Annotated in this window: 13 protein-coding genes; 4 read left to right on the forward strand and 9 right to left on the reverse strand. The window is 57.4% G+C overall.

All coding sequences use genetic code 11. The annotated features are described in order from the left end of the window. Positions 1 to 6: 6 nt before the first annotated feature. The 3 genes from AC6I8C_RS09370 to AC6I8C_RS09380 all read right to left on the reverse strand — a co-directional run bounded on the left by AC6I8C_RS09370 (position 7) and on the right by AC6I8C_RS09380 (position 4401). Positions 7 to 1068 carry an ABC transporter ATP-binding protein gene (locus tag AC6I8C_RS09370; RefSeq protein ID WP_497822282.1) on the reverse strand — a complete coding sequence of 354 codons (1062 nt, stop codon included), beginning with the start codon at positions 1066 to 1068 and terminating at the stop codon, positions 7 to 9. Then, the gene (locus AC6I8C_RS09375; protein WP_497822283.1) at positions 1065 to 3290 is read right to left on the reverse strand and encodes an ABC transporter permease; all 2226 of its coding nucleotides are present in this window, start codon (positions 3288 to 3290) and stop codon (positions 1065 to 1067) included. Before AC6I8C_RS09375 ends, AC6I8C_RS09370 begins: the two co-directional genes overlap by 4 nt. Positions 3291 to 3378: 88 nt before the next feature. Next, complete coding sequence (locus AC6I8C_RS09380) at positions 3379 to 4401, reverse strand: ABC transporter substrate-binding protein (protein ID WP_497822284.1); 1023 nt, start codon at positions 4399 to 4401, stop codon at positions 3379 to 3381. 222 nt (positions 4402 to 4623) lie between these two features. Here AC6I8C_RS09380 and AC6I8C_RS09385 point away from each other — a divergent pair, with 222 nt between their 5' ends. The 3 genes from AC6I8C_RS09385 to AC6I8C_RS09395 all read left to right on the forward strand — a co-directional run bounded on the left by AC6I8C_RS09385 (position 4624) and on the right by AC6I8C_RS09395 (position 8725). After that, positions 4624 to 5658 carry a LacI family DNA-binding transcriptional regulator gene (locus AC6I8C_RS09385; RefSeq protein ID WP_497822285.1) on the forward strand — a complete coding sequence of 345 codons (1035 nt, stop codon included), beginning with the start codon at positions 4624 to 4626 and terminating at the stop codon, positions 5656 to 5658. A 263-nt stretch (positions 5659 to 5921) separates the two neighbouring features. Then, positions 5922 to 6815 (forward strand): SDR family oxidoreductase, encoded by an 894-nt coding sequence (locus AC6I8C_RS09390; protein WP_497822286.1) that lies wholly within the window; start codon positions 5922 to 5924, stop codon positions 6813 to 6815. 92 nt (positions 6816 to 6907) lie between these two features. Then, the gene (locus tag AC6I8C_RS09395; RefSeq protein ID WP_497822287.1) at positions 6908 to 8725 is read left to right on the forward strand and encodes a glycoside hydrolase family 15 protein; all 1818 of its coding nucleotides are present in this window, start codon (positions 6908 to 6910) and stop codon (positions 8723 to 8725) included. A 34-nt stretch (positions 8726 to 8759) separates the two neighbouring features. On the opposite strand, the gene AC6I8C_RS09400 is transcribed toward AC6I8C_RS09395, so the two are convergent. The 5 genes from AC6I8C_RS09400 to AC6I8C_RS09420 form a co-directional block, all read right to left on the reverse strand. Then, on the reverse strand, positions 8760 to 9230 hold the full coding sequence (locus AC6I8C_RS09400; RefSeq protein WP_497822288.1) for an RES family NAD+ phosphorylase: 471 nt from the start codon (positions 9228 to 9230) through the stop codon (positions 8760 to 8762). Further along, positions 9230 to 9682, reverse strand: coding sequence for an Xre family toxin-antitoxin system antitoxin (locus AC6I8C_RS09405; RefSeq protein WP_013357893.1), 453 nt, complete (start codon positions 9680 to 9682; stop codon positions 9230 to 9232). Before AC6I8C_RS09405 ends, AC6I8C_RS09400 begins: the two co-directional genes overlap by 1 nt. 88 nt (positions 9683 to 9770) lie before the next feature. Beyond that, complete coding sequence (ampC, locus tag AC6I8C_RS09410) at positions 9771 to 10925, reverse strand: class C beta-lactamase (RefSeq protein WP_497822289.1); 1155 nt, start codon at positions 10923 to 10925, stop codon at positions 9771 to 9773. Between the two features lie 30 nt (positions 10926 to 10955). Continuing rightward, positions 10956 to 11201, reverse strand: coding sequence for a hypothetical protein (locus AC6I8C_RS09415; protein ID WP_033783134.1), 246 nt, complete (start codon positions 11199 to 11201; stop codon positions 10956 to 10958). Positions 11202 to 11268: 67 nt separating this feature from the next. Continuing rightward, positions 11269 to 12450, reverse strand: coding sequence for a glycosyltransferase family 4 protein (locus AC6I8C_RS09420; RefSeq protein ID WP_497822290.1), 1182 nt, complete (start codon positions 12448 to 12450; stop codon positions 11269 to 11271). A gap of 628 nt (positions 12451 to 13078) precedes the next feature. Here AC6I8C_RS09420 and hpxO point away from each other — a divergent pair. Continuing rightward, entirely contained in the window at positions 13079 to 14236 is a 1158-nt protein-coding gene (gene hpxO, locus AC6I8C_RS09425; RefSeq protein WP_033783138.1) for an FAD-dependent urate hydroxylase HpxO, read from the forward strand. A 43-nt stretch (positions 14237 to 14279) separates the two neighbouring features. On the opposite strand, the gene dcp is transcribed toward hpxO, so the two are convergent. Beyond that, the gene (dcp, locus tag AC6I8C_RS09430) at positions 14280 to 16322 is read right to left on the reverse strand and encodes a peptidyl-dipeptidase Dcp (RefSeq protein WP_497822291.1); all 2043 of its coding nucleotides are present in this window, start codon (positions 16320 to 16322) and stop codon (positions 14280 to 14282) included. Positions 16323 to 16333 lie beyond the last annotated feature (11 nt).

The following is a 16333-nucleotide window of genomic DNA, read 5'->3' on the forward strand; positions in this document are numbered from 1 at the left end:
ATCAGATTAACGGGCTATAAGGGCTAAACCCTGCGACTTAAAGTTGACGCCAACCGTGGCGGCGAGCGGCAGACGCTGTTCCATCTGCGGATCGATAATGAACAGCGCGCCAAGCTCGGTAGCGACTTCATATTCGATATGATCGCCCAGCCAGGTACTGTGGATCACTTCACCCTGCAACGCGCCCTGACCGTCGCCGGACAGCGTAATAAACTGCGGTCGCACCGCCAGCTGGGCACTACCGGTTTTTGCACCGGTACCCCACACCCGGAAGCGCTGATTTCCCAGCCGCACCAGCGCGTCATCCGCATCCACCTGTTCCACTTCACAGGGCAGAATGTTCGCTTCCCCCATGAAGTCCGCGATAAAGACCGAGTTGGGCGAGTGGTAAAGCGTCTCCGGCGCACCCTGCTGAGCAATATCTCCCTCTTTCATGACAATAATCTTATCGGAGACCGCCAGCGCCTCCTCCTGGTCATGGGTCACGTAGACAGCAGTGAACCCGAGCCGCTGCTGCAGATCACGAATGTCGGTGCGCACCCGACGGCGCAGACGCTCATCAAGGTTCGACAGCGGCTCATCGAGCAGCAGCACCTGCGGTTCCAGCACCAGCGCACGCGCCACCGCAATACGCTGCTGCTGTCCGCCAGACAGTTCGGACGGCAGCCGCTGGCCCTGACTCTCCAGCCCCACCAGCTTCAGCCCTTCGCGCGCCCTGTCCTGCGCCTCGCGTTTATTCATGCCTCCGGAGAGCAGTCCGTACAGAATGTTGTCGAGGGCGTTCATATGCGGAAACAGCGCGTAGGACTGAAACACCATCGCCACGTCGCGCTCGTTGGCGGGCAGATGGGTCACCTCTTTGCCGCCAATCAGAATTCGCCCGGAGGTGGGATGCTCCAGCCCGGCCAGCAGCCGCAGCGTGGTGGTCTTGCCGCAGCCGGATGGCCCGAGCAGCGTGACCAGCGTGCCCGGCTCTACGGTAAACGACAGATCCGGCACCGCAGTAAAACCGGCAAAACGCTTTGCGACATGTTCAAACACCACCGATCCGGCGTTAATGGTCGTCATACGGCTCTCTCCTGAGTCAGCGTGGATACAGAGGGTGCGGCAACGATCACCGCCGGTTGGGCTGCACGGCGCAGGCGGCGTTCGCCCACCAGCAGCTGGAACAGGCCAATGATCAGCAGCATCACCACGATCAGGACCGAGGAGTAGGCAATCGCGACGCCATACTCTCCGTTCTCCACCAGCCCGACAATGTATGAGGTCGCCATGTTGTACTGCGCGCTGACCAGAAAAATCACCGCGCTGATCGAGGTAATCGCCCGCACAAAGGCGTAGACCAGCGCGGCGCTGATCGCCGGTTTGAGCAGCGGCAGCACCACTTTGCGCAGCGTCCGGAAACTGTTGGCGCCCAGCGTCAGAGACGCTTCATCCAGGCTTTTATCCAGCTGACTCATCGCTGCGATACCGCCCCGCACGCCGACCGGCATATTACGGAAGACAAAACAGGCGATCAGGATCATCGCGGTGCCGGTGATATCCAGCGGCGGCAGGTTATAGGCCATCACATAGCTCACACCTATCACCGTGCCGGGAATGGCAAAGCTCAGCATCAGCATGAATTCAAAGGTCTGACGGCCGGCAAACTTCTGCCGCACGATCAGCCAGGCGGTCAGCAGCCCCACAATGGCGGTGAGCGGTGCGGCAATCAGGGCGATTTCCAGCGTGGTCCAGAAGGAGTTCCAGGCGACGCCACTCCACACCAGCTGCCCATGATTCACGCTGATGCTGAAGGCGCGGATGTAGTGCTCCAGCGTCAGGTTGTTATTCAGACCCCACGACTGCACAAAGCCACCAATCATGATCATGCCGTAGATCACCAGGGTGAAGAGTCCCCACGGGATCACCATGCCATAAACGCTGTAGCGTACCGGACGCGGCAGCATCACATGACGGCCGCCGTCGCCCTTGCCGGTCACGGTGGCGAAGCTTTTGCCGGAGAGCCAGACGCGCTGCACCAGAAATGCAGTCAGGGTAAAGCCCAGCAGGATCATCGCCAGCACCGCCGCGCGGCTCGGGTCGTTCTGAGCGCCAACCACGGAGAAGAAGATCTCCGTCGAGAGCACGCCGTGACTGCCACCCAGCACCATCGGGTTACCGAAATCGGCCATGCTTTCGATAAAGCTGATTAAGAACGCGTTGGCCAGACCTGGCGCCATCAGCGGCAGCGAGATGCGGGAGAAGGTGCGCCAGCGGCTGGCGCGCAGAGTCTGCGACGCCTCTTCCAGTGACGGACTGACCCCCTCAACCACGCCAATCAGCACCAGAAACGCAATGGGAGTAAACGACAGCACCTGGGCAATCCAGATGCCGGTCATGCCATAGAGCCAGCGCCCCGGCTCGATGCCGAACAGCGTCGCCAGCAATGCTGTCACCACGCCAGAGCGGCCAAACAGCAGGATCAGCGCCAGACCGATAACAAACGGCGGCGTGATAATCGGCAGAATGGTCAGCATCCGCAGCGCTTTTTTAAATGGCAGCGCCGTGCGCGTGGCCGCCAGCGCAAACGCCAGTCCCAGCAGCGTGGAACCACTGGCGGTCATCAGCGCCAGTCCCAGCGTGCGCCAGGCTGTGCCGCAGGTGCCGCCGATGAAACAGGCGAGGCTCCAGATGGCGGGGTCCTGCATATTGGCAATCAGTCCATCCGGTTTAAAGCTGCCGTCACTATCCTGCACTGAGGCGACAAACAGGCTCAGCACCGGATAGAGCACAAAGGTCGCCACCAGCGCCACCAGCAGCACAATCGACGCCACCACAAAGGCATCGCCTTTCAGCACGCCGCGCTCTGCCAGGGCAAAGGCGAAGATCAGCAGAAAAACGGTCAACAGCAGCAGTGCGCCCGCACCCATCGCCGGTTGCCCTTGGGCGAGCGGGCCAAAGAGATTTTCCAGCCACAGCCAGTTCCAGCCACTAAACCCGATGGCATGTCCTTCCAGCACCAGAAACAGAAGGCCCGCCACGCTGAATAGCAGCAGCAGCGTGCTGCGGGAGCGGCCTGGCGGCAGGAAGACGCTGGCCGCAGGGAGCAGCCACAGCGCCACGGCGATGCCTAGCCAACTGTGCAACGCCAGCTGTCCCAGCGCTGGTGCGTTGTTCTCATCACGCCAGAAGCTGAACAGCCAGTCACCACTGAGGACGCCCTGCTCCAGGCTATACCAGGGCAGTAGCGTCAGCGCGACGGCACCTGCCAGCAGCGCACCGGTTAAGCGACGATTATGCGCATTCATAAATCACCTCCATCAGGAAGCGGACATCAGGCTTACGCCACCGCGGTCTGGCACAGACCCGGCTCAGGCGGCCGGGCTGGTACCCCCGTTATTGCGCGCTGGCACCAATCTCTTTATCCCAGCGGCCCAGCAGCGCCTTGCGTTTTGCCGAGTCGCCATAGGTTTTGAAGTCGTAGTCGATCAGTTTGATGTTCTCGAAGCGCGGCGCGTATTCAGAGATCTCCGCCTTGCGGTTGGAAGGCAGCTGGAACGATTTCGCCTCTTTCATGTGCGACTGCGCCTCCGCACTGAGCGCCCAGTCATACCAGGCTTTGGCGTTTGCCAGATTGCGCGCGCCTTTAATGATCGACATCGAACCAATCTCATAGCCGGTGCCTTCGCAGGGCGCGACGGGCTTAATCGGGAAGCCATCCACCTCCATCGCCACGGCATCATGCATAAAGACAATGCCGACGGTGGTTTCACCGCGCGCGGCGGCCTTGACCGGTGCAGAGCCGGACTTGGTGTATTGCGAGATGTTGGCGTTGAGCTTCTTCAGGTAGTCAAAGGCCTTGTCTTCACCCATGATCTGCACCAGCGTCGCCAGGGTGTTATAGGCCGTGCCGGAGGAGTTGGGATTGGCGATCTGAATTTCTCCTTTAAAGCCAGGGTCGAGTAAATCCGCCCAGCAGGCCGGGACCTTCAGCTTTTTCTCCGCCAGCAGTTTCGTGTTGTAGCCCCAGCCCAGCGCACCGGCATAGACGCCCACGGTACGATACCCGGAGATCTCCGCCACTTTCTGTGACCAGGGCTGCTGCTGATCGAGCAGGGGTGACTTGTAGGCCTGGGTTAAGCCCTCTTCGGCGGCCTGCATATGCGGGTCACCGGTGCCCGCCCACCAGATATCGGTACGGGGATTGCGCGCTTCACTGCGGATACGGGCATAGGCTTCACCGGCAGAGAGCCGCACCATGCTGAGTTTGATGTCGGGATGACTCTGGCTGAACAGCGTTGTCATCTGTTCGCACACCACCACATCAGCAGAGCAGATCATATTAAGGCCCGCCGCCGGGGCAGCAAACGGCACCACAGGGCAGACGATGACAGCAGCGAGCAGAGAGGGATAACGCATGGTGTTCTCCTGGGCTGGATGACGCAGGTGCGCCAGCTTTTGCACATGTGTGCAAAGGTATGAGTAAAGTAGTACGGTGACCCGGCGGCACTGTCAATTGGGTTGTTATACAATTGTCAGGCTCTGTCACAAATTTGAAACATTCGGTGTGCAGGCTTTCTTTGCACAGCCTTGCAAATTCAGGCAGACTCAGTGCAGGCAACTCAGGGGCGAGGAAACAGGATGCAGCAGCTTAAAGCGGTAGTGAGTGCGCAGGATGTGGCTGACCGGGCGGGCGTCTCCCGATCAGCGGTCTCACGCACCTTTACAGAAGGGGCCAGCGTGTCAGAGTCTACCCGTCAGCGGGTGATGAAAGCGGCTGAAGAGCTGGGCTATCACGTCAATCATCTGGCTCGCGGCCTCGTACGCAACCGCAGCGGCATTGTCTGCTTAATCGCCTCCGAGGTGGACACGCCCTACCGTGCCAGCCTGGTGCGCTGGATGACCCAGTATCTGCAGGAAGCGGGAAAAGTGGCTATGCTGATCAACACCGATCGCTCGGATGCACGGGTTTCCGACGCACTGCAGCAGGCGATTAATTTCCGTGCCGACGCCTCGATCATTCTCTCCGGCATGCCGGACAGCGGCATTACCCGGCTCTGCTACAAACATGGTCAGCACCTGGTGCTGATTAACCGCGACGAGTCCCTGCCCGGCACGCTCAATATTAATCTCGACTCCCGCCCTGCCGCCGAAATGGCGGTTAACGCCTTTGTCCGGGCGGGCTGCAATCGCATCGCCTTTGTCAATTCGCTGGCGGGCACGCCGAGTCTGCTGAAGCGCGAAGCCGATTTTCTGGCGGCAGCGCAGAACGCGGGCGTCACGGTTCAGGTAGAGCGGTTCGGCTCGACCTCCTATGAAAGCGGCCAGATTCTGGCCCAGCGTCTGCTGACGCGTAACATTCGTCCGGATGCGGTTTACTGCGCCACCGACCTGCTCGCCTGCGGCTTTATGGATGAGGCGCGTCACCGCTTTGCACTGCGCATTCCGGAGGATCTCTGCATCATGGGACATGACAACATTCCGCAGTCGGGCTGGTCCTCGTACAACCTCACCACCTTTGCGCAGCCGGTGGAGCAGTTTGCCCGCGATGCCATTGACTGGCTGGTGAAGACGGAAGCGCAACCGGAAACACTCACACCCAAAAATGAACAGCAGCAGGAGCGGAGAATATATCCGGTTGATGTGGTCTGGCGCGGTTCAGTACGCGGTGGTTAACCACCCTGTTTTTATTTTCAGCCGGAACATTTCACGTACTGAAATAATCCCCAGCCGGTTTTACGCTTCGCTTTAATTATTACCTGCCTCCATTGAAAATAATCGGACAGTGCAGCACACAATATCGATTTCCTGACTACGCTTTATCTGCATTATTAAGTTCTTCTGGTTTTATCTGCTCAATGAATCAGAAGTCAGATGTGACAAACATCACATTTGTGCCAGGCTTAATGTCTCAGATAACTCTGTTCAAGGAGCATACAATGGCTACACCAACTAACAAGACGCTCGATCTGGATCACTTTCCTAAGCCTCCGTTTGAGGACCAGCCACAACAGGCACCAGGCCTGGCCAGCAAGATGATCCCGGTTCCCGACCACGGTGAAACCAGCTACCGCGGTACTGGCCGACTGACCGGCCGTAAGGCGCTGATTACGGGCGGTGACTCCGGTATTGGTCGCGCAGTGGCTATCGCTTATGCCCGTGAAGGCGCAGACGTAGTGATTAACTACCTGCCCGAAGAACAGCCCGACGCTGATGAAGTGATTAAATTAATCGAAGCGGAAGGCCGTAAAGTTTTCGCTATTCCTGGCGACATTCGTTCTGAAGAATTCTGTCAGCAGCTGGTGAAAGAGGCTGCGGATAAATTAGGCGGTCTGGATATTCTGGTTAATAACGCTGGTCGTCAGCAATTTAATGAATCGATTCGTACCCTGAGTACGGAAGATTTTGACGCGACGTTTAAAACCAACGTTTATGCGATGTTCTGGATCACCAAAGCAGCGCTGGAATATCTGCCTCGCGGTGCATCGATTATTAATACCTCGTCAGTACAGGCCTTTAAACCCAGCGATATTCTGCTCGACTATGCGCAGACCAAAGCCTCTATTGTTGCCTTCACCAAATCGCTGGCGAAGCAGCTGGGTGGCGACGGTATCCGCGTCAACGCCGTAGCACCTGGCCCATACTGGACACCGCTACAGTCGAGCGGCGGACAGCCGATGGAAAAAGTGAAACAGTTTGGTGCCGATTCACCGATGGGCCGTCCCGGTCAGCCGGTTGAGATCGCCCCGCTCTACGTTACCCTGGCCTCAACCGAGAGCAGCTACTCCTCCGGTCAGGTCTGGTGTTCTGATGGCGGCACCGGCACGCTGTAATTTCACTCTGATGGCCGCTTAGCGCGGCCATTTTTTTGTCCCGCTTTTGCCCACAGAAGAATTCTCGTTACCGTGAAATAAGGAAGCAGACCATGGAAAACCCGATCTTTCATTCGCCGGTCAGAGAAGATGGCTTTGCGGGTCTGGGTGATTATGCCGCCATAGGTGAAGGCCGCTCGGTGGCGCTGATCGCGCCGGATGGGGCGATTGACTGGTGGTGCGCGCCTAATCTCGATGCGAAACCGCTGTTTGATCGCCTGCTTGATGCCGGACTCGGTGGCTACTTTCAGATCGTGCCGCGTACGCCCTATCAGGTTTCGCGCCGCTACCGTGACAATAGCAATGTGCTGGAGACCCGTTTTGAAACGGACAGCGGCAGCGTGCTGCTGACGGAATCAATTAACAGCACGCTGGCGGGCCGTTTGCCGTGGTGTGAACTGGCGCGTCGCATTGAAGGGGTCAGCGGTGAGGTGGAATTAGCGATCACCCTGCGCTTCGGCACTGCCGCCGAAACCCGTTCGCCCTGGGTGGCTGACAATGAGAAAGGCAAGGTATTTCACATCGCGGAGATCATGGCGATGTTCCGCACCAGCGTCGATATCCAGATAACCGAGCTGGACGATGAGCATGTCAGCGCCACGCTGCGCACGACGGCCGGGTCCCGATCGCTCTGCGCGTTACTGGTAACCGAAAAAGAGCCGCTGGCGGTGCCGCCACTGGAAGCTATCGATCAGCGGATTGAAACCAGTCACACCGGCTGGACCAGCTGGGTGGAAAGCCTGAGCTACGCGGGCAGCTATCCGGCACTGGTGAAGCGCTCTGCCCTGTCACTGAAGTTTCTCTGGTACTCGCCGACTGGCGCGCTGGCCGCTGCCGCAACCACCTCTTTACCGGAAGGGATCGGCGGCGAGAAAAATTATGATTACCGCTACGCCTGGGTGCGCGACGCCTGCCTGATTATTAAAGCGTTCGTCTATATCGGGGCGCTGGAAGATTGTAAGGCGGCCTTTTCCTGGCTGTCGCAGACCATTATGCGTCACGGTGTCAGGCTGCGGGCCTGCTATGCCCTGAACGGCGATGAGGTGCCCGCCGAGCGTTATCCGCCGCTGAGCGGCTATAAAAACTCTCAGCCGGTGCGGGTCGGCAACAATGCCCGCGACCAGCTGCAGCTCAGCATGTATGGCGACATGCTGGTCACTGCACAGCACTTTATTGAAGCGGGACACGTGCTGGATATCACCACCTCGCGCATGCTGGGTGAGCTGGCAAACTGCTGCGCCGATCACTGGCGGCAGAAAGATTGCGGCATCTGGGAACTGCCGGAGCTGCAACACTACACCCACTCCAAAATGGCCTGCTGGATGGCGCTGGACCGGGCGGTCGCCCTGGCCGAAAGCCAGCATATCGAACCGACGTGGCTGGGGCGCTGGCAGCGGGAACGTGATCGCATTCGCGACTGGATTGAGTCGCACTGCTGGTCAGAGCAGAAAAAGGCTTATCTCTTCTACGCCGGCAGTGACGAGGGACTCGATGCGTCGCTGGCGCTGGTTCACAATTATGGTAACGCGGTTAATCCGCAACGGATGCTCTCAACTTACCGCGCAATCCAGCTGGAGCTGGGCGATGGCAGCGCCATGCTCTATCGCTACAGCGGCGTCAGAGAGGAAGAAAGTACCTTTCTCGCCTGCGCCTTCTGGCTGGTAGAAGCATGGGCTGAGATGGGCGAGACCGGCCAGGCGGAACAGGCGATGCAGGAGATTCTGACGATGCTGAACGGCAAGGGTAACGTCGATATATTCAATGAGATGTATGACGTCCGCAGTCAGAGCTGGCGCGGCAATATGCCGCAGGGACTGAGCCATCTGGCGCTGATTTGCGCTGCGCAGGCGTTATCAGAATCACAGGCGTGAGCTGAGGAGGTGAGGATATCAGCGCCTCACTGCCCTACTGTAGACGGAAGCGCGGGTCGAAGAAAAACGGTTCTGCCACCACTTTACTGATGATGCCAGCCGCCGCCGGGTGACGGGGATTGAACAGTGCGTTCCATTCACCCGTCAGCGTGCTCGGCACCTTCAGCACCAGCCCGTTGTCCGGGCTGGCGAGCCAGTCATCACCAATTTGCCGGGTGGACGATGGCGCAGGATCGGCCTGCCAGTCAGCAGGTAACGCCGCCAGCGAAAGCTCGGTGATCAGCGATTCAGGCACATTAACCGCCAGCATTGCGTAGTCGTGTGCCAGATCCTGAATGGTGAGATGCACCAGCGCCTCCAGCACGCAGAGCGCCCGGCTCGATCCCATATAGACACAGACCGTTCCCACAGAATTCCAGCGCCCGCCATAGGTGCGGGCACCAAACCCATCAAAGGCGGTCATCGCATACTCACGCTTTACCAGGCGAAAGAAAGGCACCGCCATCAGGTGATCACGCCATGCTCAAGCTGACCAATCAGGTTAATCACCGCTTCTGCACCGGCCACCGTGGTAGTCATCTCGGCCGGCTTTTTACCGCCCAGCGCTTTGGCGGGCGTTTCCAGCCACTGTACCAGCCGCTCTCTGTCATCACGGAACAGTTTGCTGGCGGCAGAAAGAACGCGGATCAGCATATAGATCCGTCCGCTCTGATCGGGCGAAAAGGTCTGCTGCGGGTCTTTAACTTTGCGGTTGTATGTGGTGCGATCGATGCCCGCCAGACGGCAGAGCCAGCCCTCGTCAAAGGTGGACAATGACGCGGTGCGTTTCAGCACGCCGCTGCTGAATCCTGTTGCGATACGCTGGTGTGCATCAGGCAGCGTTTCCGGCAGATTCAGGGCGTGCAGGAGCGAACGGTTATGCTGATGCTGAGCGGGTGTGTAGATGGCGATGGACATAGCAGCCCTCCTGTTCATTTGATTTTTATTCTAGCGCAAATGAACAGAGGGTGCCAGCCTGCTCCGGGCTGAGCAGGCGTAAGGTACATTATTCAGCCGTACCCTGCTGAAGCGCCTGCAGAATCTGCCACGCTACGCGGATGCGAAGCGGATTGGGGTAATTTTTGTTGGCAAGTAGCACGATGCCGCTGTTCTGTTCAGGAATAAAAGCGATATAGGCACCAAATCCATTAGTGGAGCCGGTTTTATGCACCCAGCTGGCGCTCTGCGACGGCCCGACCGGATTGATCAGGGTCGCCGGACGCGGTTTCAGCGCCATGCCATTATCGTTGTCTTTGAGCAGCGTCTCAGCATCGACAGGCCAGTCGTAGATCTCCCAGCCCAGCCCCTGATAGAGACTCCCGACTTTAAAATAGCGCGACTGCGCGGTGCGGATGGCATTGCGCAGTACGGCATTGCCCGCCGATAAACGGTTGGGATCGACATTGGCCTGCATAAAAGTCAGCATGTCACGCGCGGTGGATTTGACGCCATAGGCTTCGGCATCCAGCATGCCAGGGGACACCCGAACCGGCTGGCCACTTTTATAGCCCCAGGCGTAATTCAGCATCATCGACGGCGGCACGGTAATGTAAGTGCGCGTCAGGCGCAGTGGCTGAAACACGTGTCGCTCCATCGCCTGCTCATAATCGCCCTTCACCATCAGCGAGCCAAACAGACCGATACTGGCGTTAGAGTACTGGCGCTGCAAACCTGGTGCTGCCTCTGGCTGCCAGTTCTGATAAAAGCGGAGCAGCGAAGCCTGATCGGTTACCTCATCGGGCAGCTGTAAAGGCAGGCCGCCCGCGGTATAGGTCGCCAGATGCAGCATCCGCACCGGACGCCACTGCTCACCGGTCAGTTGCGGCCAGACTTTCTGTACCGGATCGTTAAGACGGATTTCGCCGTTGCGGATCATGATCCCGGCCAGGGTGCCGGTAAAGGTTTTACTCACCGACCCCAGTTCAAACAGCGTGTTTTCCGTGACCCGGCGGCGTGACTCAAGATCGGCCACGCCGAGGTTCACAAACTGCGCCCGGCCCTTGTAAAGCACCACCACCGACATACCGGGGATCGCCTGCTGCTCCATCAGCGGTTCGATCGCGGCTTTAACCAGAGAAGTGACCTGCTGTGAGGAGAGATCGGCGGCAACACAGCTGGCAGAGAGAGAAAATAAAGCAAGGTAAAACAGGGACTTTTTCATTGTTAACTAAGCGTTCTTCACTGAATCGAATTATTTACACTGGCTGGAGCAGGCCTGTACGCACATCTGAGCCTTTGAGCTACAGGCACCGCTATCCCGGGTGTTGCAGTGGGACTGCTCGACGTAGCAGTTGGTCTGACAGGTGGAGAGATCGCAGCGGTCAGCAACGGGTGTCAGCTGCGCCAGCGGCGCGCGGGCCGGAAAAAGCGGTGCAGGCTGAGCGAAGGCGCTGCTGCCCAGTAATCCGGACAGCAGCAGAGTGAGGATAATTTTCATAACATTTCTCCTGAGGTACGCAGCACTAAGTATGGCCAGTCTGGCGCGTGCCGTCAGAGAAATCTCATCAAATTGAGACAACAGGAGGGTGTTGAGTGACATTCATCACGCCACGACTGTAGATATCGTTGAGCCGGGCGATATAACGCTGGGTGTCATGATGCTCTTTGATGCGCAGAATGGCCGCTTCCCCTTTCTCCTGCAATATTTCAGGACGTTCAATGATGGCGAGCAGCGTCGATTTCAGCCCGTCGACCAGCGACCGGCGCAGCTGCGATTTTTGCTCTGCCGAGGTGATGCTGTATTCGCGATCGGCGTTCAGCGGACTCGCAATCACCCAGCCCGCATTGGCAGGATTGATCTCCGGCAGCGCACGCACGTTGCTGGTGATGACCGGACAGCCATTGGCCTGCATCTCCAGCACAGAGAAACCGTAAGTCTCCTGCCAGGTCGGTAACAGTCCGGCATCGCTCAGACGGAACAGCTGCATCAGCGCACTGTTTTCCATCTGTGAATGATGCGTAATGCAGCGATAGCGCTTGATGCGGTTCTCAATGTCGCGACAGAAAGCATCATCATCCTGGAACTGACGATGAGCAACGTTGCGACGTTTGGTGAGATCGCCAATCAGCTGCAGGTCCAGTTGCGACTCATCCAGCCGGTGCTCTTCAATCAGCTCACTGATTGCCAGCACCACTTCCGCCCCGCCTTTACGGTAGAACTCATTGCCGGCAAAGATCAGCTTCAGGACACCTGGCTGACGCGGCGTTTTTTGCTGAACGAACAGCTTTTGGGGCGGATGCAGCACCAGGGTTTTACGGCGGATTTGCTGCGCAACATCCGGTTTGAACAGTTTCATCTGGATGTTCAGCGTGGCGTCTGAGATGGCAATCAGCCCCAGACAGTTATCTTTTAACAGATAAGGAATAAGCCGCTTTAGCTCGGGATTGTCCTGCTTGGCAACACCCGCCACCGGCAGCACGCGCGGCAGTTCAGTTTCAAACGAGGCAACCCACTTCTGCTGAGTAATCGCAACTTCGTTGAACAGGTGAAGGATGTCAACCCGCGATGCCCCGGAAAAAGGCACAGGCTGAAAGACAAAGGTTTTATTCTTTTTAAGTAATCGGGTGCGTAAAGGATTAATAAAATAGAACAGATTGCTCTTTTTCAGATTTATATATTCGTTATCCGGATTAACTAAGATATTACGTTGCTCCGGATACTGGTTATTCGTAATTCCAATTTTCATGATCGTCTTCCAGAGTCCTTTATGTCCAGAGTGATCTATATCACGCGATCGCGGCTGATACGTTTGAGCAATATCCTAAAAGCCTTTTCTGATGCGGCTTGCACAGTTTTACTAATGATTTCGACCGGTGAGAAAACGGTCACAGTTGTGTCTGATTATGAATCTGCGTTATTTATTAACAGGTGTGTTTAATTGTGTCACCCTAACTCCTTGTTGAATAGAGCTAGAAATTTCCGGGCAATATTCACGCCAGTTGTTATGTCTATGTTTAATTATTTGTCAGCAATGATATCAAAGCGAAGCGGTTTTTTAGTTAATAACTTTTAAAGTAATTAACTGCACGGGATAATGGGAGGACGGGGCTTAATGGCTGATGAGTGCCCCCGAAACCTGGCAGCAATAATAAAACAAATGATGAAACAAAAGATGCAGCCTGCTCACATTTGCACCCTTATTGCGCCCTGATTTGCGACATTTAAGTGCATCGCGTCAGAAAGGACATGCTCGTCTCACTTCGCCGGGATACTTATAATTCGTTGTTTTTATTGAATTTAATAATTACATCTAGCTTAGCCATGTCGCTGGTACAAAAGTTGCAGGAGTCTCTCTATGCAGAAAGGAGAGCATTATGAAAGCAATCGTAATTGGTGGCGGTATTGGCGGAATGAGCAGCGCGATTGCGCTGGAGAAAGCCGGAATCGACGTTGAGGTCTTTGAAGCCGTTCAGGAGATGAAGCCCGTCGGCGCGGCCATTTCCATCTGGCCCAACGGTGTTAAATGCCTGAATGCGCTGGGAATGAAAACCGCGCTGCGTGAGCTGGGCGGCAATATGGCCTATATGGCCTATCACGACGGCGCAACAGGCACACCCCTGACCCGCTTCAGCATGGCACCGCTGGTACAGCAGGTGGGCGAATATCCCTGTCCTGTGGCGCGGGCAGAACTGCAGGCGATGCTGATTGACACCTTCGGACGTGAACGGGTGCAGTTTGGCAAGCGCGTGATCCAGGTCGAACAGACTGAAAATGGCGTCATCGCAACCTTCTCTGATAACAGTCAGGCGCACGGCGATTTTCTGATTGCCGCCGATGGCACTCATTCCGTCGTCCGCGACTATGTGCTGGAAGAGAAGCTGGAACGACGTTATGCCGGTTACGTTAACTGGAACGGTCTGGTTACCATTGATGAGCGCATTGCGCCCGCCGATCAGTGGACCACTTTTGTCGGTGACGGCAAGCGAGTTTCACTGATGCCGGTCAGCGGCAATCGGTTCTACTTCTTCTTTGATGTGCCGCTGCCGAAGGGACTGCCGCAGGATCGCAGCACCGTGAAAGCGGACTTAACTGGCTACTTCCAGGGCTGGGCGGAGCCAGTGCAGCAGTTGATTGCGGCAATTCATCCTGACACCACTAACCGGGTGGAGATCCACGACATCGAACCGTTCAGCCGCTTTGTCAAAGGGCGTGTAGCGCTGCTTGGCGATGCCGCCCACAGTACCACGCCCGATATTGGTCAGGGTGGCTGTGCGGCGATGGAAGATGCCGTGGTGCTGGCCGCGACGCTGGCTTCGCATTCGCTGGGCATCGAAGATGCCCTGCTGCGCTATCAGGCTCGACGGGTTGAGCGGGTAAAAGATCTGGTGCTGAAAGCGCGTAAACGCTGTGATGTGACCCATGCGCGCGACCCGGCGGTTACGGCGGAGTGGTATCAGTCATTGAAAAACGAAACCGGTGAGCGGGTGCTGGCCGGAATGTGCGAAACCATTGAAGGCGGCCCGCTGGGCTAATCCAGAAAAACAGGGGCTGTCATCGCGACAGCCCTTTTTATTATTAATCCGCCAGACCGCGATTTTTCAGCATCGGCTCCAACTGAGGCGCTGCGCCCCGCCAGCTTTCATACAGCGTTTTAAGATCGCTGCTGTTACCTCGTGACAGAATCTTCTGCCGGAAGATGTCACCGTTCTCACGCGTCAGTCCACCATGCTCCGCAAACCACTGATAGCCATCGTCGGCGAGCATCTGCGTCCAGATATAGGCATAATACCCTGCGGCATAGCCACCGCCCCAGATGTGCTGAAAATAGCTGGACCGATAGCGCGGTGGCACCGCCGTCAGCGCGATATTGTCGCTCTGTAACGCCTGCTGCTCAAACCCTTCCACGCTTTGCGGCGCGGCATCACGGTTAAGGCTGTGCCAGTGCAGGTCCAGTAGCGCGGCAGCCAGCAGCTCGCTCATCTCATAGCCTTTGTTGAACGTTGCGGCCCGGACGATCTTTTCATGCAGCTCAGCAGGCATTAACGCCTGAGTCTGATAGTGGCGGGCGTAGTTGCGGAACACCGCGGGCTCGCTGGCCCAGTGCTCATTGATCTGCGAAGGAAACTCAACGAAATCGCGCGGGGTTTCCGTGCCCGACAGGCTCGGGTAGCGCTGGCTGGCAAAGAGGCCGTGCAGCGTGTGGCCGAACTCATGAAACATCGTGATGACGTCGTCCCAGCTCAGCAGCGCCGGTTCCCCGGCGGGTGGTTTGGTGTAGTTACAGACGTTGTAGATCACCGGTTTGCTGTCGAGCAGCGTTGACTGGTTGACGAAGTTACTCATCCAGGCACCGCCGCCTTTACTGTCGCGTTTGAAGAAGTCGGTATAGAACAGCGCCAGCGGCGTGTCGTCGGCATCGAAAATCTCATACACCTGCACGTCGGAATGATAAACCGGCAGATCCTGGCGCGGTGTAAAGCGGATGCCGTAAAGCTGCGTCGCCGCCCAGAAGACCCCATTCCGGAGCACCGAGTTCAGCTCAAAGTAAGGTTTAATCTGGCTCTCATCGAGATCGTAGCGGGCACGCCGTACCTGTTCGGCATAAAAACGCCAGTCCCATGCCTGCAGAGTAAAATCGCCCTGCTGCTTATCGATGGTCTGCTGAATGGCCGCCGCTTCACGTTCCGCACGGGCGCGCGCGGCGGGCACGATGTTGCGCATAAAGGCCAGCGCCGCATCGGGGGTTTTCGCCATCTGATCCTGCAGCTTCCACTCGGCATAGCTGGTAAAACCCAGCAGCCGGGCCTGCTCCGCCCTGACCTGCGCCAGCCGTAATACCAGCTCACGGGTATCGTTCTCATCGCCTTTTTCCGTGCGCGTTACGCCCGCTTTATACAGCGCTTCCCGGGTTGCGCGATCGGCCAGGCTCTGCAGCGCCGGTTGCTGCGTGGTGTTCTGCAACACCAGCAGCCAGCTTTTTTCCAGTCCGCGCGCCTGCGCTTCCGCCTGGGCCACTGCAAGGTCGGCCGGTGACAGTCCCGCCAGCTGTTGCAGATCATTAACGACCAGTCCGCCCGCTTTGGTGGCGGCCAGCAGTTTATTGGTGAAACGGGTACTGAGGCGCGCCGCTTCCTGATTCAGGGCTTTAAGCTGCTGCTTCTGCGCCTCCGGGAGATTGGCCCCCGCCAGCTGGAAACGCTGCCAGATCACCTCAACCAGCCGTTTTGATTCGGCATCCAGTTTGGCGCGCTGCAGATAAACCGCATCGAGCCGTGAAAACAGCGGACGGTTCAGCATGATGTCGTCGTTAAGCGCAGTAAGCTGCGGCGCAATCTCCTCATCTACCTGCTGCAGATAAGGGCTGGTATGGGCCGAGGTCATGGCGCTGAAGACCAGATTCACCCGATTGAGGAGCTGTCCGCTCTTCTCCAGCGCCTCAAAGGTATTGAGAAAGGTGGGCGCTTCGCTGTTCAGGGCGATCGCCTCAACGTCCTGACGCTTCTCCTCAATGCCCGCCTGCAGCGCGGGCAGGAAATCCTGCTCCTCAATCTGGTCAAAGGGAGGCGCCTGATAAGGCAGTGTGCTGACGCTAAAGAAGGGATTCTGACGGGCGTTCATGGTTCGCTCCT

The organism is Pantoea sp. X-Soil-YNGN-844, assembly GCF_059730595.1.